Raw genomic sequence first — 26,009 nt, 5'->3', positions numbered from 1 at the left:
GTGATCTCACGCTGACGCGAGCCAGCTCGGCTGCCTACGGCACCGCCGCTGATACGAGGTTGGCCCGAAGCTCCTCGATGACGGCTAGCGCGTCTTCCTCCTCGACGTCGCCAGCCCACCGGAGACGCCAGGTCGAGCCGTCCTCGAGTACTACGTCGAGCGCACGCGTGGCTAAGTCCCGCAGCGATGCGCTGACCCGGATGTCCCGCCGGCCGAGGAGGAACCGCGGAGCGTAGGCCGAGTCCGAGACCGGCGCGCCGGTGAGCGACTGCAGTATCGTCGCGGCCGCCGCGACCGCTCGAGCGGCCTCGCCCGCGGTCAGGGCGCGCCCGGCTGACACCGCCGCATCGAGGGCGTGGCGCACAAGGTCGGTGCGTCGATCAGGAGCGATCGCCTCCAGGACGCCGCACCACTCGACCGCCTCGTCGTTGTCGAACGGACCGAGCTGCCAGGTCGCCATCGCCCCTCCTTTTGCTGGCGTAACCAAACCACATCCATGACGCCGCCCGCGTCCGGGCTCCGTTGTCGACTCGGTCCCGGGCGCCCCGTCGCGAGCGGCGACGCACCGGAGAACCTCTTTTCAAGATCGACAACTCCGCGGTATGCTCCTGCCATGTCTGAGCCGCCAGGAGACCCGACCAGGGACCGCACCTCGGTGGAACTTTTCGCCGGCGGCGGTGGCCTCGCGATGGCCGTCCATCGAGCGGGCTTCCGCCCCCTCTTGGTCAACGAGCTCGTCAAGTACGCGTGCGAGACCCTCAAAGCCAACGCGGCGAGCCCACGCGGCGAGACCGAGCGCATCCCTGCCCCTGGCGAGCGATGGCCCCTCGTCGAGGGAGACGTACGCGAGATCAAGTTCGACTACTTGTGGGATCGCGTTGACCTGCTCGCCGGGGGGCCGCCCTGCCAGCCATTCAGCCTCGGCGGCGTCGCCAAGGGCGACGAGGACAAGCGCAACATGTTCCCAGAGATGTTCCGCGCCATCCGCCAGATCCAACCCAAGGCGGTCATGTGCGAGAACGTGCGCGGCCTGCTGCGTCCGTCCTTCAAACCGTACTTCGACTACATCGAGCGGGAGCTGCGGCTGCCGTTCGAGGAACGCGCCGATGACACCACATGGCGTGAGCATGACGAGGTGCTGCGGAAGCGATTGGACGAGGAGCCGTCAGACCCGAAGCGGCGGTACGACGTCGTGACCACGACGGTGAACGCCGCCGACTACGGCGTCCCGCAGATCCGTAACCGAATCATCATCGTGGCGTTCAGGTCAGACCTCGGCGTCGACCTCGAACGCTTCAAGGAGGCCGTGCGCCCGCGATACTCGGAAGCCGCGTTGATTCGGTCGATGCTGGACGGCTCCTACTGGGACCGGCATCCGGACGTCCCTGGCCACGTCCGTCAACGTGTCATGTCGCGACTGCCGGGCACCCCTCCCAAGGCTGACAACACGCTTCCATGGCGCACCCTCCGGGACGCCGTCAAAGGTCTTGATGACCAGCGTCCCCTCCCTCCGGTGCCTTGGGATCGACTCGACCGACGGGAGTACCGGCTCGGCGGGTTCACCGACCACATCGGCTGGCCGGACGCACGCATCTACGCGGGCCACACGCCGAACGAGCTTGACCGACCGGCGAAGACGGTCAAAGCCGGAGTTCACGGCGTACCCGGCGGGGAGTCGGTGCTGTTGACCGACGACCTGCTTCCCGAACCCATCGACGGATCGCCCTACGCCTACCGACACCGATACATGACGGTACGCGAGACAGCGCGAGTCATGACCTTCCCCGACGACTGGAAGCTCGCCGGCCCTCGCGGTGAGCAGATGCGCCAACTCGGCAACGCCGTTCCCGTCATGCTTGGCGAGTTCTTCGCCCGAGCCATCGCCGCCGCGCTCGACGAGGCCGAGAGCCAGCCGTGACGTCGTCGGCGCGGTCCGACCAGCGCTGGGCGGACAAGCCACCAGATCCGAGGGCCTGGAAGGGACGAAAAGGCCGCAGCCGACGAGCGGCCTCGGCCGAACAGGACCGGGCCGCTGGCGGACCTGACCGCCGCTGGGTCGACCTCGGCGATGGGCGTCGGGCACGCGCCTCCGTCGAACTCAAACTGCTACCGCGAACGCGACGAATCCGCGCCTATCTACGATGGTCAGATCGTGGCCGCTCACCCGCCCGCTACCTCGGGGAGGTCGAACACGCCACCCGGGCCGAGAACCTGGCCGAGGGATGGCGCCTCGCCTGGGACCAGGGACTACTCGCCACGTTGCACACCTCGGAGACCTCGTGGGCGAAGAGCCCAGCCGTGCGGGCCGTGATGCGCGCCAACAAGGCCCGCGACACCGGCCCCGAACGCCGGATACGCTCGCTCCTACATAAGGCGGGTCTGCGATACCGGGTCAACGCTCGCCCACTGGCCGCACTGCGGCGCACCGCCGACGTGGTGTTCCCCACCGCCCGCGTCGCGGTGTTCGTCGACGGCTGCTACTGGCACGGATGCTCCGAGCACTATCGTCCCGCCCGCGCCAACGAACAGTTTTGGCGAGAGAAGATCGACCGCAACCGCGCTCGTGACCGGGAGACCGATCAGCTACTCGCCGACGCAGGCTGGACGGTGATCCGAGTCTGGGAACACGAGAGCCCCGTTGAGGCTGCCGACCGGATCAAGGAGGTTGTTCGTGGCTCGGCGACACAACACCAGACGAGGTTGTTTTCGTCGGCCGTCTGAACTAATGCCCCATCATGCCGGGCCTGAAGGGCGGTAATCCGGATGGCGGATATTGGAACTCATCGCAAACCCCGAACGCCCGTCAAGCACGTGGCTGCGCCAGCGGAAGTAGTCGCCGATGGCGACGTCGCCTCGGGCTTCCCAGGCATGACGGTAGGTCGGTGCGGGTACCCGAGCTGGTCGGGCAGATCCGCGCACGTCCGCCGACGGTAGGCGGAATCTGGGCGAAGCATCACGATCGGTCGCCACAGTGCCGCAGCAGCCATCACCGAAGGAAGCGCGAACGCCAGAAGCACCCCGAAGCGCACCCCGAGTTTCGTGTCGGTGGCTCTCTGTAGCTTTGGTCTATGTCTGCTTTGACGTACGAGGTCAAGGACGCTCGGAGCCCGGTGGCCGTGTGGCTGCGGACGACGTTCCCGGAGTACAGGGAGATTCAGGCGGAGTTTCGGGTCGGGGCTGGCCCGCAGCGGGTGGTGATGCCGGCCGGGGTCGCGCCGGGCACGCAGGGCGCGGCGATCGACTTCTGGCTGCGAATGCTCGTCGACCCGCACCCGTCGATCGCGCTGCCGCTGGTAGGGCTGTTATCGAGGCGGGCACCGTGTGTGCGGGCCGGTCGAGAGCTGCTTCGCGAGCTCGCGGTCGGGGAGCAGCCCCACCGCACAGGGAGCGGTGAGGTGGAGCTGCGGATGCGCCCGGCCGGTTTCGCCCACTGCAGCGATGAGTGGTGGGCGCGTGTGTGCTACGCCCTGGCGCTGCTGGTGGAGCTGTACCGGGCGGCGTCGGTGGAGCATTCCCGGCTGATGCGCCTGGACGAGTCGAGCGGGGCGGCGGACCTGTTGGGATTGGCCACCGATGTGGAGGTGGCCGACCTGGTCGCGATGCGGGACCTGGCGGTCGAGCGGCTGCTACCGGGTTTGCCGGCTGGGCCCGTGACGACGGGCATGACGTTCGACGGCAGCGCCGACCTCAAAGCCGACGCGGACCTGATCGCCGGTGGGATGCTGGTCGACTTCAAGGCCGGCCAGGGCGGCAAACCCCGCACGGACGGCAGTCGCACCGCCTCACTGGCGCGCTCCGACCTGGATCAGCTGCTCGGGTACGCGCTGATGGACTACTCAAACCGGTACGGCCTGCACACCGTCGCGGTGTACGCGGCGAGGTTCGGCCACCTCGCGACATGGTCGATCGCCGAGCTGGGCCAGCGCATGGCCGGACACTCGATCGACGTGGCGCGACTGCGGACCGAGTTCGCGCAGCTGCTTCGCGGCCAGCTGCCGCCCTACCAGTCGTAGCGAGGCTGGTAGCCGCCGGGTTGGGCATCGGTCATTAGGACAGGACCCGCAGCCGTTTAGGTTTGGCCAGGGTGGCGGCGGGCCTGCTCGCATTCTTCGCTCATTGTCCTATTCGAACTATGACGTGATCGGCTGGGCCGAGGCGGTGGCGAACCTGCACGCCGGCACCGCACACGATCCAAGTGACGTGCGGCGGGCATACGAGGCGATGGCCAGCGGCTACCAGGATGCGCCGACCGAGGTTCCGAGGATTCTCGTCCGCCTCCAATCGTCGAGCTGGTGAAGCCCGTCGAGCCAGTGGGGGTGGCATGGCCGGATGCCTTCGCATCGATCAAACAGATCATTCTCGGATTTAGGGATGCGCCCAGCTTCGACGATCGGGGACCATACGGTGTGCGCGTGAGCAAGCTCATGATCGACTCTTTCCGCGGCTTTCGCTCCTTCGAGCTGCGGTGCCCAGGTCACGTTGTGCTTTCCGGCGTGCCCCGTGCGGGCCGCTCAGACGTCATCTCGGCACTCGCGCGCGTACTGCTCCCCGAGTCGCGCACCAGTCCGACCATGTCGGACCTGTGGCAGACCACGATTACCGCTGCCGCGACCGGCGACACCGAGCCGGGAAAGGACGAGGAGAGCAGCGACGGCCAGCCTCCGGCCGCCGCGCAGCGCCTCTCGTCGGTCGAGCCACGACCCTATGCGAATGTCGAGGTCACGCTGACGGACCTGGACCCAGAGCTGGAGCAGCTCTTCGAGGGCTTCCTAGAACGATGTGGCCCGGACGGCTGTGCGGTGGCAGAGGACCAGGCTCTGCCTGGCGCTCCCTGGTGCGTCCGCCTGGCCTATCGACTCGTGTACGACTCCGACGTTGAGGCATTGGAACAATTCGTCTACTACCCGCTGGCTTCCAACCCCACGGCGGGAAAGTACACGCGGGTGCCGGCATCGACCCGGCGCGTTCTACCGGTCGTGATGCTGAGCGCCGGGCGGCCCTTACAGCTTCGCGCGGGCTCCCCGCTGCGGCGAGTCATCGACGAGCTGGACCCGGCCGCAGCGGCAGCGGCCTTCGACGTGCTCCGCTCCCGGGTCACCCATGCAGCGGAGGAACTCGCTGGTCACGACGCGGTAGCGCAAGCCGTGGGCGTGGCGCTGGCCAGCGGCGGTGTGGGTGCCTGCCTTACGGACACGCCGCTTGACACCGCGCAGGTCGGGTTCCGTGCCGATGACGGCTCGGCGGAGGCCCTGCTGAAGTCACTGCAACCCACCGTGAACCTGGACGCCGCCGGTCCACTGGCCTTGGCGAGCCATGGCAGCACCGCTGCGGCCATGCTCGGTGTCGCGGAAGCGATCATGTTGGCGACCGCGCCTGGCGCGGTCATTCTCGCCGACGACTTCGGTGACCAGGTCGACACGGCCAACGCCGAGCACCTGGCCGCCCGGCTGCGGGCCAGCGCCGGACAGTTGTGGTTGTCGACCCGACGGCCCGAGGTCGCGCGAGCATTTGACCCGGAGGAACTCGTCCGGCTGACCCGCCACGGCGGTGAGAGGACCTGGCACCGCTTGAAACGGCCGGCGGATCGGGGACGCATCCGGGCGATGCGGCAGCTTCACACCCAGCTTTTGCCGGCGTTGACCTCCCCGGCGGTCGCGATCACCGAAGGGCCGCACGACCTCGTCGTCTACGGAACGGTGGATCGGCAGCGGCTGCCCGGTGCCGCGCCGCTCTCGGCAGCGGGTGTGCGTCTCGTCGCGGCGGGCACCGGTCAAGACGGCGGCATCGGCGAGATCCCCGTCGTCGCCGACCTCGCCCGCAGCCTCGGTTTCCGCGTTATCGCGCTGATCGACCGTGACAAGGCCGAAGAACAGACGATCAAACAGATCGAAGCTAGCTGCGATGTGGTGGTGCGCCTTCCGTCGAGGACCGCCATTGAGGGCGCGGTGCTGGCCGGCGTGGACATCGCCAAGGTACGGGCGGCCAGCGCCACCCTCACGGCCTTCCTCAGCCAGGACCCGGCCGACGGCGTACCGGATGTCAAGGTCGTTGAGGTTGTGAAGCGCTCGCTGCACAAGAAGTCGCTGCACGAGCCGTTCCTCGATGCGCTCGTCGAGGAGACGAAGACCCCTCCGCCGATGATCGTGGACGTGCTCAACCACGTCGCCGCCGCAGCCTCCCCCTCATACAGCGGCCCTGCGGTCATCGACATCCCGCCCATCCCGCTACCCAGCGCGGCAAGTCCGTCGTGACTTATAAGCCAAGTGACGAGCAGCAGGCGGTAATCGACGCAACCGCGCCCGTCATCCTCGTACTCGCGGGAGCAGGCACCGGCAAGACCAGCACCGCCGCAGCCGCCGCCGGGAAATTCTTGCAGCGCGCTGATGTTCGGCGATCGATCATGCGCCGCGACGCCGTCCTCGCCGGGCGGCGTACCCGCCTCCCGGCGCAAGCCCGCGTGCTGTTCCTGTCGTTCTCCCGCACCGCTGTAGCCCAGGTGATTGACCGCGCCGCCGGGGTCATCGGCCCATACCTCGACCGCATCGACGTGTCGACGTTCCACGGCTTTGCCTGGAAGGTCATCAACGACTTCGGCCAGTACCACGGCTACCCGGCACCACAGCAGATCCTAAGCGCCGCCGAAGCGAAGGTTCCCGGAGGTCCTGCCGGCCTCACCTACGACCAGCTCATGCCAGCCGCCTGCACCCTGCTGCGCATCCCGGAGATCGCCGCTCACTACGCGGCCCGGTACGGCCTGGTCATCTGCGACGAGTTCCAAGACACCGACGACACCGAGTGGGCATTCCTTCAGCTCGTCGCGCCCCAAGCGCGCCGGATCTTCCTCGGCGATCTCAACCAGGCGATCTTCACCGGCATGAAAAACACCGACCCCGCCCGCCGTAAGGCATTGGCAGAGGCGCTTCCCGGCGCGATCACGCTCCCCCTACCGGCGGCCAGCCACCGCGATCCCACCGGGATCCTGCCCGCAGCCGCCGACGCGGCCCGAGAGCGAAACTTCGACCACCCCGCCATCGCTGAGGCGGTCCGAACCGGCCGCCTCACTGTCACCCGCTGCACCCCAAGCGACTACAACGAGCGAATCGTCGCAATGATCCGCGCCGCCCGCACCCGGCATCACACTGTCAACGTCTTCACCCACACCATCATCGCCACAAGCCTGCTGTCCGACACGCTGGCTAAGCACGGCATCCCACACGAACAGGTCGGCTTCACCGAGGCGTACGGCGAGGCAATCGCGGCCCAGCACGCGCTACTACGGTTCGCGCTCAACATCCCCGGCGCCAGTGTGCGCCGCGCGCTCGCCGTCTACATCGCCGCCAATACCAGAGTCAAGGGCGGCGGACTGGCCCCGCTCGCCCAACAAATGCTCGACAGCACCAACCCCGCTCTCGAAACAGCCCTCCGCTCCCTGGCCCTCGAGCTACGCCAGGCCGGCACCGCGGAAGAAGGACCCGACTACGACCGGCTTACCGACCTCATCGCCAGCTCGTACTCCCGCGTCGGCATGTTTCGAGGCGAAGAGACATGGGCCTGCGCCATGCCGCAGACCCGATCCGCGATCCGCCAGCTCCAGGCAGGACTCCCGTATGAAGATGTCGCAGAAGCACTGACCGCAGCGCGTGCAGGCGTACTCGTAGGAGCAGCCAACCAGCGTCCCCGCCCCATCCAGGTCATGAACCTGCACCAGACCAAAGGCCGCGAAGCGGACACCACCATCCTGCTCCTTCAGGAGGACGAATACCACGGCGGGGAAGGAGAGCCCTTCCCCTCTGGCTCCAAACTCCTGTACGTGGTCATGACCAGAGCCCGCCAGCGGGCCCAGATCATCGTCCCCGCCGCTCCCCATCCGCTGTGGCGGCCCCTTATCGAGCGGTGCGGACCCGCCTAAGCTAACCCTTTCCCCTGCTGGCTGGGTAAGGCCGACCGGCCGATGCGGTGGACGGAGCAGGCGAGCCTGACGCCATCAATGGCATCTCAGGCGGTCAGCTCGCCGACGCCGCTTTCGCGACGTCGGCGAGCTGCCGGGCGTGGTGGACGGGGTTCGTCGTACGGGGCGGTTAGCGTTTCGCGACGTGGACGATGTGAGCAGCCTGCGGTCCTCGGCGACCGCCTTTGCCGAGCAGCACGCGATGACCGTGGTGCCCGCCGTACCGTTACACGACCTCGGGCCTGAGGTGCAGCTCGACGCGGAGGCCATCGACCTGCCGCGCTTTCTCGCCCTGGCGCAGGGGATGGGCGCGCCCGCGCTGTATCTGGAGGTCGACCCGTTCGATGCGGATCCGGAGGAGGTAGCCGACCCGCCCGCGCATCTGCCGCGGGCAGCTGTACGGGATCGAGATCGCGTTTGTCGCCGGCGGCGTCGTGCACTTCTGGGAGCACACCGCGTCCTGGTACGCCGAGTGGGAGGCGCTGCTCGCGGCAGGAAGAGCCGTTGTTGACGACCGTGACCCAGACGACGATCAGCCGCGCTGGTTGACCGACAGCGAGCGCGAGGAACTGGCGGAGCCCGCCGTGCAGGCTTTGCTGGCCATGCCTGAGTTCCGCGGCGAGAAGCCCGGCGGCGGCCGGCACCGCTTCGCGCAACGCCACCTGCCCGCTGACATCGATGAGCGCGTCATCCACACGGCCGTGAGGCTGGCCTGCGACCGCGCCGACGAGATGGCCCGGCAGCGGTACGCAGACATCGAGGACCATTACGAGCAGCTCGCGGCGGATCTGCTGACCGACCCGGCTTACCGGCGGGCCGGGTCCGCAGCCGCTCGCAAGCTTGCCGCCGAGCGATTCCTCGCCGCCTGGGCCGACGGCTGGGCTCCCCCTACCGTAGCCCGGGACGAGTTGTATGCCAGAGCCCAACGGCTGGCCAAGACAGCGGCACGCCCGCCAGCGCTGTACTGACCCTGGCGGGGGCACCCACAGCTCGCCTCACGACTCACGCCCTAGCTTTCATCTCCCGAAGCTCGGCCGCAGTCAGCTCACCGGAGGAAACCCGGATCGCCAGCGGAAGCTTGTGCACGAACCCGCGCGGAGTACGGATCCGCACTGTGGCGTCTTCGGGGGTCAGTCCGGCATCGCGCAGGGAGGCCGCGACGGCTGCGGAGATCCCGCCGTTGGCAGTGATCCACTTGTCCGCCTCCTGGGCCGTGAACCAATGCTTCGCCCACTCCCGTGCCGACGCCTCGGCATACCGGATCCGCGCCGGGCGCGGAGGAAGACTGATGGACCGGGCGTCGGTCTGCGCCTCCTCCAAGCGCAGGAACACTTTCGCCAGGTCGGACGGTTCTGACAGCGGGCCGCGCCATCGACCGTGGTGGGACAGGGGGCGCGGCGGGGCGGTCCGGAAGGCCGGGCCGGCCCCCGGTTGGTTCGGAACAGCCGGGCGCTGCTGCGGCAGAGTCGCCGCCTTCCGTAGCGCCCGCTCCTCGTCGTGGGACAGGGAACTGGTCGGACCACCTACGTCGAGCCCGAGGTCGCGGGCCGTCGCCAGGAGGTCGGAGACGTCGACGCGCATCTGACGCGCCAGGTCGTTCAGGCGCATAAGCCGCACCTCTCTCAAATCCCCATCATCCTAATACACCTGTACGACGGGAAGCCGCTTCGAGCGTCACCGTCAGGTGCCGAGAAGGACTGAGGCGTTGGTGGGGTAGGCGTTGGTGACTCGTACCCTGATGAACAGACGGACGTGCTGCGGGCCGTTCGCTGCGAGCCAGCGTTCAGTCTCCAGGCGAAGGCGGGTGATGTGGCGGTCGTCCTGGAGCAGGCAGTGCAGCGGCTTTTCGTTATCCTTCGGCGCCCAGCCTTCGGGGACCTGTTGGGTTTGCTGCGGCCAGGTCAAGGCGTCGAACAGGGTCTTGAGCTGGTTGTCGATGTCGGCCTTGCTGAGGACGCTGCCAGGGGCGGCTTCCCGCAGCAGCAGGACGTCAAGGTCTGCTCGAAGCTTGAACGCGTCGTGCACGACCGCTGTGAAGCCGTGCCCGGCGATGTTCTCGTAATGCACACCGTCCGGCTCGGCGGCGTTGGCGATATTTGTCAGGGGCTCGTGTGTCCACAACTCGGCCAGCTGGCGATGGAAGTGGCGGCGGATCTCCATCTTGTGCTTGGCGGTGCCGTCTGGGGTGAGCAGGCCGTCGTAGGTCAGGGTGAACCGCATGGAACATGTCTATCGCAAGGCGATTGTTGGCACGGCATCCCCGCAGCGGGCGCCGCCTACGGGTTGGCTGGGGCGGTCTCGCGCCGGGAGTGACGCCAGTTGAGCGCCTGGACGCCGTGCCCTCGGGCGTGGCACGACTTCCGGCACTGGTGTCAGATGTCAGTCGGGCGATAGGATCTTTAGGTCAGCGGTCATTCGTTCGGTTACGCCAGCGTCGAGCTTTGCTCCGTGCCCGAACGACCAGTCGCCAGCGCGAAGCTTCTCGATAGTTCGTGCGAGAGCTCGTCGGGCGTAGACTACGCTCTCGTCGCTCCAGAGCACGACGGCTACGTGGGGCGCCGCGTGGTGCTTTTCCAAGGCCTCGCCGACGAGGGTCAGGCTGTTGCTCGCGTCATCAAGCACACCGATCACGTCCCATTTGTCGCGACCCCCGTGCGTGAGTCGCGCGTGGTTCAAGCTGACGCAGCGGACCGCTTGGGCAAGTGACGCGACGAGACGTCCTGTGTCTTCGACGCTGATGATCGCCGGTGAGGCACCCCTGACCTCTCGCTTCTGCCTCTCGTCGGCTCGGACAATGTCAGCAGCGAGAGCGGCGACGTCGACGGTGCCGAGGTGCGCGCTAAGGACTGTCTCCTCACGCATGCCGAGGCTGCGAGCCGTCTTGTTGACCAATTCGGCCACGATGTCCTCCGCAGCGGCCGCGGACAGCTCGAACCTCTGCCCGCGGCACTCACTTTGGAGCCGCTCGACCATTCGGCGGAACTCGGCGCGTTTGCGCAACTCAACCCTCCGATCGTGGTTTCGGCCGTCCTGCTCACCGTCGGAAGCCGCGGCGGCCGTCCCGCGACGTCATGTTCAAGAAGGGACGGAACCACGCCTCGGCCCGGTAGTCGCCTATTCCCATATATTGGTTTTGCTCTGTTTCCGGGTCTTCGATGCCATCCAAATGCACGTCGAACAAGTGCAGAATGTCGTCGTCCTGCAGAAACACCTCGGAGGCCATGTCCCAGTCGTAGTCGTCGGCGTGCTCGGGCAACCGCGCCATCAGGCTCGCCGACGGGCCCCATCCGTCGGCGAGCGCCGCCTGAGCGGCCTGAACCATCAGGTGGAAGGCCATCTCCTCGCCAGGGCACGTGGGCCGAGGCTCTCTGCCGGCCTCGAGATCCTTGGTCAGGTCGTCGAACGCGCGAGCGGCCTGCCTGCGCCACACGGCATCCTGCCGCCAGGTGATGCGCGGGTAGTCGCCGAGGACCCTCCACTCGGCTTCGTCCGTGATCGGCTCATCGCCGTGCAGTTGTACGTCGTCGTAGGCGTGGTCGGCGAGGATTTGCGCGACTGTCCAGAGCACCGCTGCGGTCCGTGGTGTCAGCTGGAAGCCGGAGCAGGCGTCACAGCCATCCCTGCCGCAGTGGCACAGCGGGAAGAGCCTGGCGAAGTCCGGCTCCGTGACAAGTTCGAAGCCGTCCTTGTCGACCTCGACAGCGGTCTGGCGCGCGCTGACGAACTCCACGCCCGGCCTATCGGCAATGATGCCGGCCGCGTCGGCGATCCAGTCGACGGCAGCGACCGGGTCGCCCTGAATGTCCCGTCGGACCTCAGCCCGAACGTCGGCGAGGCTTTGACCCGGCTCGACAGAGAACTCGCTGGCATCGACGTCGTCCAGGACCGCCTCTTCGAGGGCTGCCTCGTCCGTGACCTCGACGATCACCTCGGCGCTCACCTTGACTCGACGGGGGTGCTGGCCCATGTGACGGAGGATAGCCCGCACCATCCAGCCTTCTCTATCGCGCATCGGGGCCACGGTGCCGGGTGCCGCCCACCGAGCGCCTCGTGTAGTCGGGGGTGGCTGGCATGATGCGCCCGTGCGCATCACCAGGATCTCGGCCACCAACTTCCTCGGCCTCGCAGAGGCAGAGGTATGTACCGACAGGCCGTTAACCATCGTCACGGGCGCGAACGGCAGCGGCAAATCGACTCTCCTGCAGGCCCTCAACCTGATGGTTGACGCCGTCCAGGCCAGCGTCACGGGGACGCGGCCTCTCGACAGCGAGTGGGCGACGGCTGGCCACAACGGTGCGGAGTCGTTCGAGGTCCGTGTCGGCGTCAAGTTCGACGCCTCAGACGAGCGCGTGCTGATCGATTCCTACTACCGCGCTGCGATACTGCACCTCCTACATCCTGAGGCCACCGACGTGATGGCGCTCGCCGCGGCGGTCGACGCGAATCTCACGCCTGACTCAGCGTCGCCGATGATGGCCGGCGACCTTGTGGTCATACTCGACAGGCAGCAGCGGGGGCCTTGGACAGTTGGATGGGAGTTCGAACTGCCGCATGGGCCGGTGCACGTCCAGCTCCTCGGCAACGAAGTGGGTCGCCTGCTGGACGGTCCTGTCATCGCTGGCCCCAGTAAGTCGCCCTACGTCGGCGAGTTGTGCCCCTCAACCAACGACATCGTCGCAAAGGTCAACGACCGCAAGGTTCCGGTCGAGCTGTGGAACTACGTGCCAGGCAGACGCGTCGAGTTTGTCGCCGAGCAGGTGAATGCGGCCGTGCAGCCGCCGAGCATTGCCGCTGTCTCGGCGGAGGCTGACTATCAGGCTCAACCACAAACTCGGGTGCCCTTTGCACACCTCCTGGAACGGCTGATAGCGCGTCGTCTCCAAGTCACGAATAACCACCGCGCACCGATACGTACGCACTTCAAGGCACGGGAACTCGCGCAAACACCCAGCCTGCGGGACGGCTCGCTGCTGGCCTTGGAGCTGCACCGGCTGAAGAACGGATCAGCCGGCGACCGCCGCCGATTCGCCAGAGTGCGGGAGTCCTTCAAGCGGCTGACCGGGGAGCAGATCGACTGCACCGAACAGGTGATACCGGATGTGGAGGGGGACGCGGAGGTGATACTCGTTCCAACCATCCAGATCCAAGTCGGCGACGACGCGCACGATGTCCCGCTGCACCGCGCCGGGGCGGGCGCAGCCGAAGCTCTCCTGCTTGCCACGCTGCTAGCGGACGAGCGTCGATGCGTGTTCCTCGACGAACCAGCTGTACACCTGTCGCCGACGGCGCAACGACGACTGTTGGCGATGCTCCGTGCCCGCCGAAGCGGTCCTGGCCAGGCGCTCTGCGTGACCCACAACCCCGATCTCGTGCCGGCGCAGACGGCTGACGAACTGGGCAGCATTGTCCGTATGTCCAAAACCGGCGGCCGTGCCGTGAACTCGATTGCCGCGACTACACCGGCAGACATCGCCGCCGTGACACGGCTGCTCGCTTCGGCCGAAGTCCGTAGTCTGCTCTTCGCGGCCGGGGTGGTGCTGTTCGAGGGGCCCACCGACCTCGCCGCTATCGGGCGCTGGCTTGACGGCTCCCTGGCAGATGACAAAGGGCCGCTACCTACGCCAGATGAGCGGAACGTCGCTTTCTTATCAGTTGACGGGCAGAAGGGGTTCGGGGCTTTCGCGTCGCTGGCTGATCGGCTTGGGGTGCCATGGGTGATCGTCGCTGACGGCCCCGCAATGCGCCCTGGCAGCGATATGGCAAAACAGCTAGCGAAGCTGGGTAGGGCGGTGCCGCAGTCCGGAGAGAAATTGGCTGAAGTTCGAGCGGAGTGGGCGGCCGAAGGTGTCTACTCTCTCGCTGACGACTTCGGCGACGACGGGTCGAAGAGCGGTGAACTCGAAATGTTCCTGGGCCGCGTGGACGCACAGATGCTCGCCAAAGTGCGGCGAGATGTTGGCACGCAGAAGGGAACCAGGGTAGGCGCTGCCTTTGCTGACGCTGTACCAGCGCCGCCTGAGGTAGCGGCATTGTGGGCGGATTTGCTTCGCGCTTTGGGGCTGCCTCGGACGTAAGGCGGCCGACGGTGGGCGGGGCGGCTGATGCGCCGCAGCTGGGTCATGGGACGGTCAGCGGGTCGGCGGCTGAGCCTGAACGAGCCGGCGGCGAGGTCGGTCATGTGCGTTCAGTCTGGTAAACGCGGACACCGCCCGGCACCGAGGCACTTGAGCGGGGCGGACGAAGGATTATCACTGGGGGCAGGTCTCCCAGACGGGTGGGAGATCCCCGACTGGAACACCGACGAGCTGATCCCCGAAGGCGACGACGGGCTCGACGGATACGACCCCACGGCACGTCGACTCGACCCGGACGGCACTGGTTCCACGTGGATCTGTTGGACGACGATGAGCCGCGCCCAGACGTGGACACACCTGGCGTGCCGCCGTCGCTTGGGCGAGCGATCGAAGAGTGGCTTGCCCAGTTGAAAACCACTGACGAGGAGATCGCCGCGTTTCTCGGCTGGACGGTCGAAAAAATCCGTGGGTACCGGTAGCAACCCGGAGAGGAAGGGCGGTCTCCCCGGCCATAGCGCTGCGTCGCGTCAACCCTGGTTCGTCCGATCCGCAGGTCCGCAGGCATGTCCAATCCGCTGCCCGACGTGAGAGCGCCAGCGGCTTGCCCGGCCGCGTCGTTCCACCACCATGCCTGGCCGTTGACGAACAGGCATGGAGCCGACGCGGTCAGATCGTCCCGCACCAGGACGAGGTCGGCATCGGGCATGAGGATGCGGACTCCCCCGGTCGCCGTGGACAGCACGTAGCTGTACCGGCCGCGGTCGGGTGAGGGGACGCCCGTCCGACGACTCGTCAGGGTGGGAAACTGTGGCGAGGTGCCGAACCAAGGACAGGAGCGAGCCCGATAGTCAAAGCAGACGAACTGTCAGGCCTTGGCCGTACAGTCGTGGAGTCAACGGGTTGAGGGAGGCGAGAAAAGTGGCAGTACCGCCCTCGGGGGCAGTCGGAGCGATGCCGGACAGCCCCGTCGTGGTGATGAATCCTGCCGAATGGCGGGAGAACGCCCAGGCGGCGCTCAAGCGTCTCGGCCTGAGCTACGAAGACCTTCAACAGCAGGCCCGGGACCGGAACTTCGTGTCCACCGCCGCCCGCAAGCTGTGGGTGCTGATCGGGGATACTCTCTGAGTTGGCGCGCTCGAAGCTAGAGGACAAAGCGCACGAGTTCGCCGTCAAGCTGCAGGAGCTGCTGGCCCAGACGGTCGTAGATGACCATGTTCGTGTGCTCGCCCGTATCAATCCCGCCAAAAGAGTCGTGGCCGTCGGCACCAACCTGACGAAGGACTTCGCGACCAGCCCGGTCGCCCTGCGCACGATCGACAGGCGCCACCAGCTGTACCTCGACCTGCAGTGCCAGGTATACCTCGAAGAGGGCACCGGCCACCTGACCATGCACCATTCGTACTTCGCGGTGTCGGCGTCCCCGGACGCGCCTGACCCGTTGTTCCACTACGACTACGAGCGCGGCAAGCGAGACGCTGAGGGCGGCTATACAGAGGCCCACCTGCAGGTCTTCGGGGTCAACACGGAACTGGACCCGATCATCCAGGCATTGTCCACAAAGCGGAAGAAGAAGCAGATAGGCGAGTTGCACTTCCCTGTCGGCGGGCGGCGCTTCCGCCCAGCCCTGGAGGACGTCCTTGAGTTCCTCATCGACGAGCAGCTTGTCAACCCAAAAGCCGGCTGGCAGCAGGTCCTCGACAAGTCGCGCGATGAGTTCCGGATGATCCAGCTCAAGGCAATGGTGCGCCGATACCCGGAGGTTGCGCGTGAGGCACTCGCCGACAACGATCAGCGTTGAGCTTGATCTCTAAGCTAAGAGGAGACGGTGCGATCTGGTTTGAGGCGGGTATATGCGCTTTCGCCCTTGAGGAGTTACCCCTTCCTGCCTGCGGCTGGTCGGCCTAGGAAGATTCATCGGGATGTCCGTGTACCTCGCAGGCGATGACCTCTAACTAGATCGCCGGACATCGATGCGATTGCTCCGCGGTGTGGTAGCGCTGCGAGGCGTGATGGCGTAAGGCAGGGCCAGGTTCGGCTCGATGTGCGACTAGCATCTCGGCCATGAGCGATCGAGGGGCTGCGGGCAAAGCAACTGATCCGAAGCTGGATAGCTTGGCCCCCAAGGTCGACAAGGAAGAACACGGCGTCTACGTCACGATCCTCAAGCGGGCCATCGAGGAACAGACCGATGTACGCAACATTGCGCTGACCGGCACCTACGGCACCGGCAAAAGCAGCATCCTGCGCACTCTCGCCAAGACCTACCCTAAAAGGGTCATTGAGGTGTCGCTATCGACGCTGGGTGAGCAGCCCGCGCCTGTTGGAGCCGGCGAAGAGGGCAACCCTGCCGCGACGACAAAGACGAATCGCATCCAAAAGGAAATCGTCAAGCAGCTGCTCTACCAGCAGATGCCCGCAGATGCCCGCGAGTCACGCTTCCGGCGCATCAGTCGATTCCCCCGCAGGCGTGAGTTCTGCCTTGCTCTGTTCGTGGGTCTGGGTCTCTTTTGCCTCATGGTGGCGACAGGGCTGGACCGGCCCTTGATCACGCTGACCGGAGCCGACCCTATCGATCGCCCCGGCTGGTCGCGCACCCCGCTTGTGTACCTCGCGCTCGCAGCCATCCTCGCAGGGGCCGTCTACTTGGTTCGTCTTCTATTGCACGACAAGCTGAGGATTGAGCAGATTACGGCTGGCCCTGCCAGCATCACGCTCCCGCCGCGCTCATCTAGCTATTTCGACGAGTACCTCGACGAGATTGTCTACCTCTTCGAGACCAACCGGCGCGACATCGTCATTCTGGAGGATCTCGACCGCTTCGACGACCCGCTCATCTTCGAGACACTACGATCACTCAACAACCTGCTGAACAGCGCGAAACAGCTCAAGAGTCGCAGGATCCGGTTCATCTACGCCCTTCGCGACAGCATCTTCGAGAAGCTAGGGCGCGACGAAAATAACGCGATCACCGACGAAGCCAAGGCGGAACTTGTCCGGGCCAACCGCACCAAGTTCTTCGACCTCGTCGTACCGGTGGTGCCGTTCATCACCCACAAGAACGCCCGCGATCACATGCACAGGCTCCTGACAGACCGCGGGCACTCGATCTCCAAGGAACTTGTCGACCTCGCTGCACGGCACGTCGCCGACATGCGGCTCATCCACAACATCGTCAACGAGTACGAGGTGTTCAAGCACCAGCTCATCGACGTCGCCACACCGGTACCGCAGCTCGACGAGGAACGCCTTCTCGCGATGGTCCTTTTCAAGAACGTCCACATGGCCGACTTCGAAGCGATCCGACTCGGCGAGAGCTCGCTGGACAAGCTGTACGACGTCTGGCGCGGCCTAATCAGCGCGAACCTTCACCGGCTCCGCGTGGAGTCGGCCAAGCTCCATGAGCGGATCGAACGCGACGAGGCGGCCGAGGAAAGGGCCGGCGAGTTGGCGGCGAGGCTTCAGGCGCGTGTCGACGCGATTGTTCGCGCGTCGTCGCCGCAAGGCTTCACGGTGAGCGATCAGCTACACGTCGGCGGTAAAGTCGTCAGTCCTGCCGAGCTCCGAACTGCGAAGTTTTGGCGCGACCTACTACAAGGTAACGGCTCGATCGTGCTGCATGTTCGCGACGGATACGGCTACCAACGCGAACTGCTGTTCTCTGTGCCAGTGCTGAGCGACCTCCTTGGCACCTCCCTCGATCTGACCGAATGGGCCGCGCGCTCAGTGACCGCTGATCAAGACGGCCTGGAACGGATCGAGCGCGACACGCATTTCCTTCAACACCATACTTGGGCTGATCTCGTCGACCGTCCGCAGTTCAAGTACAAGACCGCGGAGATCGAGAGTGCGCTGACCTTCCGCCAATGGGTCGACCGGCTCCTTCCATCCCGGCTCGCCGTCGACCTGGCATCCCAGGGATACATCACGTCCTACTTCTCGCTCCACGTCTCGTCCTTCTACGGCGAGTTGATCCGACCCGACGCGATGACCTACCTGATGCGCAACGTCGACCGCGGCACGCCGGACGCTGACTATCCCCTCGACGGCGAGGACATCACCGCAATCCTCCGTGACCGTGGTGCCGGCGTGCTCCGCGACCCCAGCATGTACAACGTCTCCATCCTCAACCACCTGCTCCAAGAGGAAGCGGATCGCGCAAAGGTGGTCGTGAAACGCCTCGCCGACTGGGGACCCAAAGAGCGCATTTCGTCGATCACTATTTGAGCGCTGGCGCGGCAAAGGCCGCACTTGTAGAGCAGCTCACCCCGCTCCTGCCGGGAATCTTCACCTACCTGATCGGTGACACAACCCTAGGCCGAGACGAGCGGAGCCGGCTCGTGGACGTCGCTCTTACTCACCGCGCTGACAGCACAGAGTACGAGCACTCAGACCAGGTGCGAACCTTCTTCGAGGCTTCGTACTCGGATTTCCTGTCGCTGCGGGACGAGCGCTACAGCGACGCGGCCCGCCGCGCGGTGCAGTTCATCGCCGGCACGGGTGCAGTCATTCCGACCGTTGTTGAGCTGTCGGCGGCAGCGCGTGCCGCACTGATCAAGGCATGTGCTTACGCCATCACCACTCGGAACCTCGAAGTGCTCGCCGAGACTGACAACATCGCACTCGACCGCCTTGCCAAGGCCGATCGCGATATCTACGGCCACGCACTCGGCAATCTCGACGCGTACTTCCAATCGAACCACGAGTCGCAAGGGACGAGGTGGACCGTCGAGTCGTCCGCGATGTTCATCGGGGTGCTACAGGACGTCGCACGGCTCAGGAAGCCCGACTTCGGCAGACTCGTAAACGGCGCAAGCCCTGAGTGCATGATCGATGACCTCGGCGACGCTCCCGAGGGTGCCTGGCCCGTGCTCGTAGGCACAGGCCGGATCCCACCCACCTTCGCCAACGTCAGGGCCTACGTGGAGTGGGCAGGTGGCATCGATGAGTGGCTCGCGGCGTTGCTCGCGTCGGCACGCGAGGTGGTGGACGCGAACGGCGAAGAACTCGACGCCAGGCGCGAACTCGCGACAACCATCGTGAACGCACGAGAGCAGCTGCCCGACCCGGCTCTGCGGGCGCAGATCGCGGGTTCCCTGCAGCCGGGGGCACTTGAAGCGCAGTCCGTCGGCCCCGAGTCCGGCGAGCTGATCGCTCTTCTCATCGAGAAGGAGCTACTCAACGACGACGAGGAGACGTTCCACTCCCGGCTCATGGTTGACTGGCGCACACTCGAGCACGCGATCACGCGGTCGAGCAACTACGCTGAGCTCATCGGCCCGCAGACACTGCAAGCTACATACATCGCCGAACTGATGCAGAGTTCGAAGGTCGCCGACGACATCAAGAACGTAGTCCTTGAGGCGCTGGACGAGTTCGCAGGCGGAGCACCTAAAGCTGGCCACCAGGCGATGGCAGCGTACGCGCTCCGGTCTGGTTTGGGTCTCCGCGCCGACCAGATCGAAACACTACGCCGGGGCGGCGCTCACCAGGCGACGGTCGCAGGACTCCTGGCGGCGGCGGGGAAGGACGTCTCTCTTGACGAACTCCGCCAAACCCTGCGGAACATGGGCGGCGACTACGCCAGGATCGCAGACAAGGGCAACCGGCAGGCGCAACTTGCCGACACCCAGGCGCATCAGGCCATCCTCCGTCGGCTTCAGGATGGAGGAATTGTTTCCACGATCAAGCCCGACCGGCGCAAGTCGAACCTTCGAGTACACATGAAGCGGTAACGACACAAGCCAGCCGCATGACCATGCGGTGCCGCCGTTACTTGGGCTGTTCAGCAAGCCTTGATCACGTGGCCATGCGAGCCCTGCCACCCGCGTTGACCTCCGAGGGAGATCCGGCCGATGAAGCGAGATAACGCCCTCCGTCTGGTCGAGCAGATGCTGCGTAACCTCGACGCCGGCCATGCTCAACCACCTCTTGACATCGTCACGAAGGTGTACGTATTCGGCTCTTTCGCGCGTGGTGCCCTCACGCCCCACGACATCGACCTCAACGTTGAACTCGCCCCCGACCTCGACTTCGCCGCCGGCGCCGTGAGCGACCTCGGACACGGGCGCGATCCGTACCGTCACATCCGGCATGCTCTCGTCGGGCGGAGCCGGCAATGCCAGTTCCAGTTCGACGCGACTGACAAAATGCGGCGAAGTGGCCTCGACTTTACGCTCAGGCTCCTCTGGCAGCGTGGCGATGCCATAGACGCAGCGTTGACTCGCTTGCATGCCATCACGGCCGATCCCACCGCAGGCCGGGCGGCCCGTGACTGGATGCTGCCCGAATTCGACGGCCTGGACCGCTGGATTCCTGGACCCGTGCGTAAGCCGATCTACCAGGCAGTAGAGGCAAACGTCCTACACATCGAACGACTGGACCTCGCCGACTGCGATGTGCGAGACGCAGAGGCGAAGCTCGCCCTCGACGACCAATGGAAGCCAGGCGGCGACACGCACCGGGCCGCGACCGCCGCAGTGGCCTACTACGAGCGCCGAGGGATCCCAACAGGGCAGATCCGCATCCAACGGACCAAACTCGGACCGGGCACCCCGAACTATTTCGTCAGCATCCGTTGGCGCAACTTCGACGCCATCCCTAGGAAGCTCACCGCTGATACGGGAGCTGAGTGGCTGGAAATCCTGCGGATCGGCACCCGCGGACCGCTCCCAGCCCTTCGCTTACGGCCACTCGACCGGCAGGCGCTTGCCAAGATTCGCTGGAGCACCGAAGGTTAAGCGGCCAAGCGAGCGGGACGTTTGACCACTCTGGGAGCTCTCGGCGGCAGTGCTCGCAGTGCTTCTTCCGAGATGGCGGGCCACGGGTCGCTGTCCGCTGACTGCGCGGCGGCAATGTGAGTCGGTCCTGTTCGCGTACGTGGGTGGTGGAAATCTACGGATCAGAAGGTTGGGGGTTCGAGTCCCTTCGGGCGCGCCTTCTTGAACAGGGGAGATAGCCGGCCGGCTATCTCCCCCGAGCCTGTGTGAGTCACGCCTGTGACCCCACGATCAGGGCTCCGTGCGGCGTCGCTGAGCTGGTCGATGGTGCCAGCGCGCAGCGGATCGAGAGGGTGCGTGCGAAGGGATTGAGTCTCAAGCTTCCTGGTCCGTAGTCCGATGCATATCTGTTAAGGATGAACTTTGCATCGTTGCTGCGGTACGGATGAGTTTCGGTTTTATGTCTGGTTTCAGGGTTGGGTGGAGAGTGACGCCCTCGGCGCCCGTCGTCGCCCGGACGGCCTGCTGAGCGGTCATGGCGACGCCTTCGGGCGGTGTCGTTGATGCGGGTGTCCGAGGGACCGGGGCAGGTATACCGGCGGTGTGGCTGCCGCGACGAGGAGACGGGCAAGCAGTTCGGCGCCGGTTGCGTTCGGTTGGCGGACCTGAGCCATGGGCGCTGGTACTTCTCCCTGCAGGTCCCCACGCCTGACGGTGGTCGTGATCGGGTTCGCCGGGGTGGGTTCGCCACTCTGGCTGAGGCGGAGCGGGCCTGCTGGGAGTTGGCCCAGTTGCCGGGGCCGGAGGCGGTCGCGCGGACCTGGACGGTGCGACGCTGGCTGCGTTTCTGGTTGTCGGAGCTTGAGGGCCGGTTGAGGCCCACGACGGTGCTCAACTACCGCAGCATCGTGGAGAAGTACCTGATCCCGCACCTGGGCCGCTTTCGGTTGAGCAAGCTGTGTACGAAGACCGTTCAGCGGGCCATGGACGCGATCTGCCGTCAGGTCGTGCGCGGTGGGCGGTTGAACTCGCCGGGCAGCGTGAGTCGGATCCGGGCGGTGCTGCGCAGCGCGTTGTCGGAGGCGAGACGGCAGGGCATCGGCGGCCACAACCCCGCCCGGAATCTGCGGCTACCTAACGGGGCACGCCCGCACGCCGTGGTCTGGGATGACGAGCACGAAGCAAAGTGGCGGGAGACCGGCGTGCGCCCACGGGTGGCCGTGTGGGATCTGGACAATCTTGCGCGTTTCCTTGAGGCGGTGCGCGACGATCCGCTGTTCGTGCTGTGGTGGCTGGTGGCACTGCGCGGCCCGCGTCGGGGTGAGATGGCGGGCCTGCGCTGGGAGGACATCAACCTGGCCGCAGGAGAGTTGACGATCCGGGAACAGGTCATCGTCATCGGCGGCCGGCGGCCGGCGGGCTCGAAGCATCACATCCTGACCGAGGGCGCCGGCATCCCCCTGGCCGTCGCGTTGACCGGCGGCAACCGCCACGACGTCACCGAACTGCTCCCGCTGATCGACAAGATCCCACCGGTACGAAGCCGCCGCGGCCGACCCCGCCGGCGGCCCGATCAACTGTTCGCCGACCGCGCGTACGACCACGACAAGTACCGCAGAGCGGTACGCGCCAAAGGCATCCGACTGCGGATCGCTCGCCGCGTCGGCCTTGAACTCGGCGGGGTAGTGCTTCATCACCATCTGTCAGGGACTCCTGATCTCCCCGGACCATCACGATCCAAGGTTCAAGTGTCCAGGACCAGGGGGCAACTCCCCCCGGCGCCGTGACGCCGTAAAGCTGCTCCGGCGGAGTATCTGTGGGCGGACCGGAGCAGAGCACGGTCTGTCAGTGGGAGTCCGGTCTGGGGATATGGATGCCGGCGGCGCGCAGCTTGGTCTCGACAAGCGCGGCCAGCCGGGCCGCGGCTGGTGCCTGCTCTGTGCCGTGGTGGGCGATCAGCTTGTACCGGGTCGCGGCCTCGGTGCGGGCTTGCAGGCCGGTGACGATCTTCAGCTGTGCGGGATTGGCGAGGTAGTGCTCGGCCATGGCGGTGGCGAGTTCGGCGATGCGGGGATCGTCCGATTGCCAGGCCGCGGCTTCGGCGGCCCGCTTGCTCAAGGCGACGAATCGGGGGTCTTCGATGGCGTGCTCGACGTGGGTGAGGTAGTCGTCGAAGCCTTCTGGAACCAGGGCCTTGGCCAGCACCCAGCCCTCCCGGGCGGCGGCCACCTCGTCTGCGGAGAAGCCGAGGCAGCGCATCCGTTCCAGTAGCGCCACGGCGTGGTCGGGCAGCAGCGCCCGGTTGCCGTCGGCGAGCCGGTGCAGCGTGTCACGCCGCGCGGTCAACTCCTCGATCTGTTCGGTGAGCTGCCGCTCGACGTCGGCGAGTGCGGCGGTGAACGACGCAGTGTCGGCGTCGAGCAGGGGCCCGATCTCGGCCAACGGCACGCCCGCGCCGGCAAGGGTCCGGACCTGCACCAGCCGCAACAACTCGGCCGATCCGTACCGCCGGTAACCTGAGCTGTCACGTTCGGGCTCCTCGACCAAGCCGAGCTTGTGGTAGTGCCGCACCGTTTTGACCGTAACGCCGGCGAATGCCGCCGCCTGCCCGATCGTGACTCCGTGCCTCATATGCTCAGCCTGCCTTGCGCTCGGACTCGGCCGCGAATTCGCACACCGCGGCCGAGTATGCGGACGCGCCGCGCCGAACTCGGCAAGTTCGGCGCGGCCCTGGTTCGCGTTCAGCACGTCGGCTGAGCCGGATCGGCCTGCCCGCCGCAGAATACCTCGTTGACGAGCCGCTGCGTCGCCTTGTGGAACGGCGCGGCCAGCGACAGCGCGGCGTCGTCCACATAGTTGAGCGTGGCGGTCAGCGTCTTGGTGCCATCAGGCGTGCTGAACATCATCGCCGCGTGACCTGCGGCGCCGCCGTTGTGGGTGACGACGGTGCCACCGGGGCCCGTGTCCTGTACGAACACCCCCAGGCCGTAGCCCATGTTCGGGATGGGCGTCGGGCACGGCGTGCGCATCTCGGCCAGCAGTTCGGCCGGCAGGAGCTTGCCGCTCATCAGCGCGGAGATGAAGGTGTGCAGGTCGCGGGTGGTCGAGATCATGTCACCGCCGCTGGAGATCCAGGAGGGGTTGTGGCGGGTGACGTCGACAATCTTCTCCTGCCCGCCGTCCTCGTACCGGTAGTAGGCGTGGGCGTGCGGCTCGGGGACCTCGGTCTGGGTGGTCGGTGCCACGGTGCCCGTCAGCCCGAGCGGCCCCAGGATCAGCCGCTGCATCTCCTGGGCGACCGCGCGGCCGGTGACCTTCTCGATCAGCAGCCGGGCCAGCACGTAGTTGGTGTTGGAATAGCTCCAGCCGGCTCCCGGCTCGAACCGTGCTGGCTTGGACAGCGCCAGCCGCACCAAGTCCTCCGGCTCGTAGGTCTTGAATCGATTGTCCACCCACGCCTTGCCCGCCGTGGTGGCGGGAATCCCTGGCACGAACGTCCCGTCGTCGTAATACTCGCCGGTGAAATTGAAGATTCCGCTGGTGTGCTGCAGCAGCATCCGCACCGTGGTCCGCTTGTCGAGTCCGAACTCGGGCAGGTAGTCCGTCACCGGCGTGTCCAGCCCGATCGTGCTTTCGGCCACCAGTTGCAGTACCAGGGCCCCGGTGAACATCTTGGTGTTACTGCCGATCCGGACGTGCCCGTCGGTAGGCGGCTCGGCGGTCTCGCCGAGCTCGCTCACCCCGGCGCTGCCGACCCACTCGCCCCGCTCATCGTGCACGCGCAGCGTGATCCCGGTGATACCGGAATCGACGATCTCTTCGAGGGCCTGCTGCAGTTCCGGGCGATCGGGCCCGGCAGCAGCCGGTACGTCCCCGCTGTCCGCAACGGCTACCCGGGCGACGTTGAGGGCTGCGCTGATCTTACGGGCCATCTCGGCTGTCGCGGGGTTGGGCTGGCCCTGGTGGGGCTGGGCGGCTGCGTCGATAGCAACGAGGACGGTGTTGCGGAAGTTGTCGGCCTCGGCCGGATCCTGCCTCTCCAGCAGGACCACCGCTGCGGTCAGGGCCGGCAGTACCTGGTCGGCGAGTGCGGCAGCAGTCTTGCCGTTCAATTCGATGTCCTTCGACCTCGCATCGAGCACGTGCCCGACTAGGCCGGTCGCCGACGTCAAGGCGATGGAGGCGTTCGTGGCGGCCTTGTGGGGTGTGCCGGTGGCGGCCATCAACGACACCGCGCCGTACGCGGCGGTCCGCAGCGTGTTCTTGTCCTGGTCGGTCAGGGTGATGGACATGGTGGTCCACTCCTTTGAATCTGTTATGTCGGTGTCGGCGTCGTGCCGCTGCGGCGAGCTTTCACCCTGACCCAAGGTCAACCTCAACCGTGATCTAGGTCATAGGTACTTTCTGGGGTTGGAACAGCCTCGGAGGCAGGCCGTCCTCATCGGGGTGACAGTCACATCTCGCGCGCGTCCGGCGGTGAGGTGTTCCGCCCCGTCCAGCGCCGGGTTGTCCAGCAACGCCCGGCGCCACATCGGCGAAATCAGGCCATGTAGCGAGCAGCCGCAGCTTCTCCGCTGCGGTGAACGACCGACGCCGCCGTGGCCGATCTGCGCGAGGTCCCTCACTGGTACTGAGCGCCTGAAGCCAGAACCTGATCACGCATCAGGCTGCCGTCGTCGGTTTATTGGATGGTGCCGCGCAGCGGGATACCAGCGGCGTGGACGGTGACCGGCAGGGTGCGGCCGGTGGCCTGACGGTGGATGAAGAAGTCTTCGAGGTGCTGGCGGCGTACGGCGTGGGCGTCGAGGGCGGTGCCGGCGGTGTTGTTGCATGCGGCGCAGGTCAGCAGGAGGCTGCGACCGCCGAGTGCCCGCGGCGGGTCGGCTCCTCGGTGAGGACCCCGGCGATGACAGCGGCTCGGGAGTAGGCGACCAGGCACAGGGGGCAGGCGTACCAGTCGTCGCCGGCGGGCAGGGCGTTGCCGAACCCGAGCCGGGTCGGCGGTCGCGCGGAGCAGGGGCGCGCCGTCGTCGAACCACCGCAGGCGCTTCTCCACGAACGGCATGGCCGCGACCACGATGCAGGCCGGTCAATCGGCCATCCAGCCTACGGTCCCGTTTCGCGCTGGGTCACGCGGCTGCTTGTTCCGGCCGTGACATCGGGCAATAGAGCGGGCAGTTGGGGGCGGGTGCCTGCGTGTAGCGGTGCAGACCGCGGGGGTTGTGCAGTCCGAGTGGCCAGACCTGGGTTGACCGAGTGCGAGTCTGCGCT

23 protein-coding genes and 2 pseudogenes are annotated in these 26,009 nt (G+C 66.4%); 17 read left to right on the top strand and 8 right to left on the bottom strand.

Going from position 1 to position 26,009, the window contains the following annotated elements; genetic code table 11:
* Positions 1-34 precede the first annotated feature (34 nt).
* A complete protein-coding gene (locus ABZ570_RS03490; protein WP_358056326.1) occupies positions 35-460 on the bottom strand; it encodes a DUF4259 domain-containing protein in 426 nt (141 codons plus the stop codon).
* A 153-nt stretch (positions 461-613) separates the two neighbouring features.
* Here ABZ570_RS03490 and ABZ570_RS03485 point away from each other — a divergent pair, with 153 nt between their 5' ends.
* The 8 genes from ABZ570_RS03485 (at position 614) to ABZ570_RS03450 (ending at position 8,916) form a co-directional block, all read left to right on the top strand.
* Positions 614-1,918 (top strand): DNA cytosine methyltransferase, encoded by a 1,305-nt coding sequence (locus tag ABZ570_RS03485; protein WP_358056324.1) that lies wholly within the window; start codon positions 614-616, stop codon positions 1,916-1,918.
* A 380-nt stretch (positions 1,919-2,298) separates the two neighbouring features.
* Positions 2,299-2,721, top strand: coding sequence for a very short patch repair endonuclease (locus ABZ570_RS03480; RefSeq protein ID WP_358056322.1), 423 nt, complete (start codon positions 2,299-2,301; stop codon positions 2,719-2,721).
* A gap of 347 nt (positions 2,722-3,068) precedes the next feature.
* Positions 3,069-4,013, top strand: coding sequence for a hypothetical protein (locus ABZ570_RS03475; protein WP_358056320.1), 945 nt, complete (start codon positions 3,069-3,071; stop codon positions 4,011-4,013).
* A 103-nt stretch (positions 4,014-4,116) separates the two neighbouring features.
* Entirely contained in the window at positions 4,117-4,296 is a 180-nt protein-coding gene (locus ABZ570_RS03470) for a hypothetical protein (protein WP_358056318.1), read from the top strand.
* A 116-nt stretch (positions 4,297-4,412) separates the two neighbouring features.
* Complete coding sequence (locus ABZ570_RS03465) at positions 4,413-6,251, top strand: hypothetical protein (RefSeq protein ID WP_358056316.1); 1,839 nt, start codon at positions 4,413-4,415, stop codon at positions 6,249-6,251.
* Positions 6,248-7,909 carry a UvrD-helicase domain-containing protein gene (locus ABZ570_RS03460; RefSeq protein WP_358056314.1) on the top strand — a complete coding sequence of 554 codons (1,662 nt, stop codon included), beginning with the start codon at positions 6,248-6,250 and terminating at the stop codon, positions 7,907-7,909. The genes ABZ570_RS03465 and ABZ570_RS03460 overlap by 4 nt, the downstream gene beginning before the upstream one ends.
* A 184-nt stretch (positions 7,910-8,093) precedes the next feature.
* The gene (locus ABZ570_RS03455; RefSeq protein ID WP_358056312.1) at positions 8,094-8,459 is read left to right on the top strand and encodes a hypothetical protein; all 366 of its coding nucleotides are present in this window, start codon (positions 8,094-8,096) and stop codon (positions 8,457-8,459) included.
* A complete protein-coding gene (locus ABZ570_RS03450; protein ID WP_358056310.1) occupies positions 8,383-8,916 on the top strand; it encodes a hypothetical protein in 534 nt (177 codons plus the stop codon). The genes ABZ570_RS03455 and ABZ570_RS03450 overlap by 77 nt, the downstream gene beginning before the upstream one ends.
* A gap of 34 nt (positions 8,917-8,950) precedes the next feature.
* Here the strand turns inward: ABZ570_RS03450 and ABZ570_RS03445 are convergent, their stop codons facing one another.
* The 4 genes from ABZ570_RS03445 to ABZ570_RS03430 form a co-directional block, all read right to left on the bottom strand.
* Positions 8,951-9,556 (bottom strand): hypothetical protein, encoded by a 606-nt coding sequence (locus ABZ570_RS03445; protein WP_358056308.1) that lies wholly within the window; start codon positions 9,554-9,556, stop codon positions 8,951-8,953.
* 72 nt (positions 9,557-9,628) lie between these two features.
* Positions 9,629-10,168, bottom strand: a complete 540-nt coding sequence (locus ABZ570_RS03440; protein ID WP_358056306.1) for a hypothetical protein — start codon at positions 10,166-10,168, stop codon at positions 9,629-9,631.
* A gap of 159 nt (positions 10,169-10,327) precedes the next feature.
* The gene (locus ABZ570_RS03435) at positions 10,328-10,921 is read right to left on the bottom strand and encodes a hypothetical protein (RefSeq protein ID WP_358056304.1); all 594 of its coding nucleotides are present in this window, start codon (positions 10,919-10,921) and stop codon (positions 10,328-10,330) included.
* A gap of 61 nt (positions 10,922-10,982) precedes the next feature.
* Complete coding sequence (locus tag ABZ570_RS03430; RefSeq protein WP_358056302.1) at positions 10,983-11,915, bottom strand: hypothetical protein; 933 nt, start codon at positions 11,913-11,915, stop codon at positions 10,983-10,985.
* 115 nt (positions 11,916-12,030) lie between these two features.
* On the opposite strand from ABZ570_RS03430, the gene ABZ570_RS03425 reads away from it, so the two are divergent.
* The 9 genes and pseudogenes from ABZ570_RS03425 to ABZ570_RS03385 all read left to right on the top strand — a co-directional run.
* Complete coding sequence (locus ABZ570_RS03425) at positions 12,031-14,022, top strand: AAA family ATPase (RefSeq protein WP_358056300.1); 1,992 nt, start codon at positions 12,031-12,033, stop codon at positions 14,020-14,022.
* A gap of 311 nt (positions 14,023-14,333) precedes the next feature.
* On the top strand, positions 14,334-14,501 hold the full coding sequence (locus tag ABZ570_RS03420; RefSeq protein WP_358056298.1) for a hypothetical protein: 168 nt from the start codon (positions 14,334-14,336) through the stop codon (positions 14,499-14,501).
* 472 nt (positions 14,502-14,973) lie between these two features.
* Complete coding sequence (locus tag ABZ570_RS03415) at positions 14,974-15,147, top strand: hypothetical protein (RefSeq protein WP_358056296.1); 174 nt, start codon at positions 14,974-14,976, stop codon at positions 15,145-15,147.
* A gap of 1 nt (position 15,148) precedes the next feature.
* Positions 15,149-15,820: a hypothetical protein gene (locus ABZ570_RS03410; RefSeq protein WP_358056294.1), complete on the top strand. Its 672-nt coding sequence runs from the start codon at positions 15,149-15,151 to the stop codon at positions 15,818-15,820.
* A gap of 263 nt (positions 15,821-16,083) precedes the next feature.
* Entirely contained in the window at positions 16,084-18,246 is a 2,163-nt protein-coding gene (locus ABZ570_RS03405) for a hypothetical protein (protein WP_358056292.1), read from the top strand.
* The gene (locus tag ABZ570_RS03400; protein WP_358056290.1) at positions 18,243-19,754 is read left to right on the top strand and encodes a hypothetical protein; all 1,512 of its coding nucleotides are present in this window, start codon (positions 18,243-18,245) and stop codon (positions 19,752-19,754) included. The genes ABZ570_RS03405 and ABZ570_RS03400 overlap by 4 nt, the downstream gene beginning before the upstream one ends.
* 120 nt (positions 19,755-19,874) lie before the next feature.
* Positions 19,875-20,759 carry a nucleotidyltransferase domain-containing protein gene (locus ABZ570_RS03395; protein ID WP_358056288.1) on the top strand — a complete coding sequence of 295 codons (885 nt, stop codon included), beginning with the start codon at positions 19,875-19,877 and terminating at the stop codon, positions 20,757-20,759.
* Positions 20,760-21,301: 542 nt separating this feature from the next.
* Positions 21,302-21,709, top strand: a pseudogene (locus tag ABZ570_RS03390) (site-specific integrase); the annotation flags it as partial.
* 12 nt (positions 21,710-21,721) lie between these two features.
* A pseudogene (locus ABZ570_RS03385) lies at positions 21,722-22,399 on the top strand (transposase); the annotation flags it as partial.
* A gap of 184 nt (positions 22,400-22,583) precedes the next feature.
* Here the strand turns inward: ABZ570_RS03385 and ABZ570_RS03380 are convergent.
* The 3 genes from ABZ570_RS03380 to ABZ570_RS03370 form a co-directional block, all read right to left on the bottom strand.
* Complete coding sequence (locus tag ABZ570_RS03380; protein WP_358056286.1) at positions 22,584-23,486, bottom strand: MerR family transcriptional regulator; 903 nt, start codon at positions 23,484-23,486, stop codon at positions 22,584-22,586.
* Entirely contained in the window at positions 23,480-25,030 is a 1,551-nt protein-coding gene (locus ABZ570_RS03375; protein ID WP_358056284.1) for a serine hydrolase, read from the bottom strand. Before ABZ570_RS03375 ends, ABZ570_RS03380 begins: the two co-directional genes overlap by 7 nt.
* Positions 25,031-25,419: 389 nt before the next feature.
* Positions 25,420-25,803 (bottom strand): hypothetical protein, encoded by a 384-nt coding sequence (locus tag ABZ570_RS03370; RefSeq protein ID WP_358056282.1) that lies wholly within the window; start codon positions 25,801-25,803, stop codon positions 25,420-25,422.
* Between the last annotated feature and the right edge of the window lie 206 nt (positions 25,804-26,009).

It is taken from the genome of Micromonospora sp. NPDC007271 (assembly GCF_040634005.1).
Classification (GTDB): domain Bacteria; phylum Actinomycetota; class Actinomycetes; order Mycobacteriales; family Micromonosporaceae; genus Micromonospora.
The sequence above is the reverse complement of the archived record's forward strand: the minus strand, read 5'-3'. Positions and strand labels throughout refer to the sequence as shown.

What these genes read in the sequence shown, in the direction of transcription:
- ABZ570_RS03490 (WP_358056326.1), bottom strand. Translation starts at nt 460, where the DNA reads ATGGCGACCTGGCAGCTCGGTCCGTTCGACAACGACGAGGCGGTCGAG.
- ABZ570_RS03485 (WP_358056324.1), top strand. Translation starts at nt 614, where the DNA reads ATGTCTGAGCCGCCAGGAGACCCGACCAGGGACCGCACCTCGGTGGAA.
- ABZ570_RS03475 (WP_358056320.1), top strand. Translation starts at nt 3,069, where the DNA reads ATGTCTGCTTTGACGTACGAGGTCAAGGACGCTCGGAGCCCGGTGGCC.
- ABZ570_RS03445 (WP_358056308.1), bottom strand. Translation starts at nt 9,556, where the DNA reads ATGCGCCTGAACGACCTGGCGCGTCAGATGCGCGTCGACGTCTCCGAC.
- ABZ570_RS03440 (WP_358056306.1), bottom strand. Translation starts at nt 10,168, where the DNA reads ATGCGGTTCACCCTGACCTACGACGGCCTGCTCACCCCAGACGGCACC.
- ABZ570_RS03435 (WP_358056304.1), bottom strand. Translation starts at nt 10,921, where the DNA reads ATGGTCGAGCGGCTCCAAAGTGAGTGCCGCGGGCAGAGGTTCGAGCTG.
- ABZ570_RS03430 (WP_358056302.1), bottom strand. Translation starts at nt 11,915, where the DNA reads ATGGGCCAGCACCCCCGTCGAGTCAAGGTGAGCGCCGAGGTGATCGTC.
- ABZ570_RS03415 (WP_358056296.1), top strand. Translation starts at nt 14,974, where the DNA reads ATGCCGGACAGCCCCGTCGTGGTGATGAATCCTGCCGAATGGCGGGAG.
- ABZ570_RS03405 (WP_358056292.1), top strand. Translation starts at nt 16,084, where the DNA reads ATGAGCGATCGAGGGGCTGCGGGCAAAGCAACTGATCCGAAGCTGGAT.
- ABZ570_RS03395 (WP_358056288.1), top strand. Translation starts at nt 19,875, where the DNA reads ATGAAGCGAGATAACGCCCTCCGTCTGGTCGAGCAGATGCTGCGTAAC.
- ABZ570_RS03375 (WP_358056284.1), bottom strand. Translation starts at nt 25,030, where the DNA reads ATGTCCATCACCCTGACCGACCAGGACAAGAACACGCTGCGGACCGCC.
- ABZ570_RS03370 (WP_358056282.1), bottom strand. Translation starts at nt 25,803, where the DNA reads ATGCCGTTCGTGGAGAAGCGCCTGCGGTGGTTCGACGACGGCGCGCCC.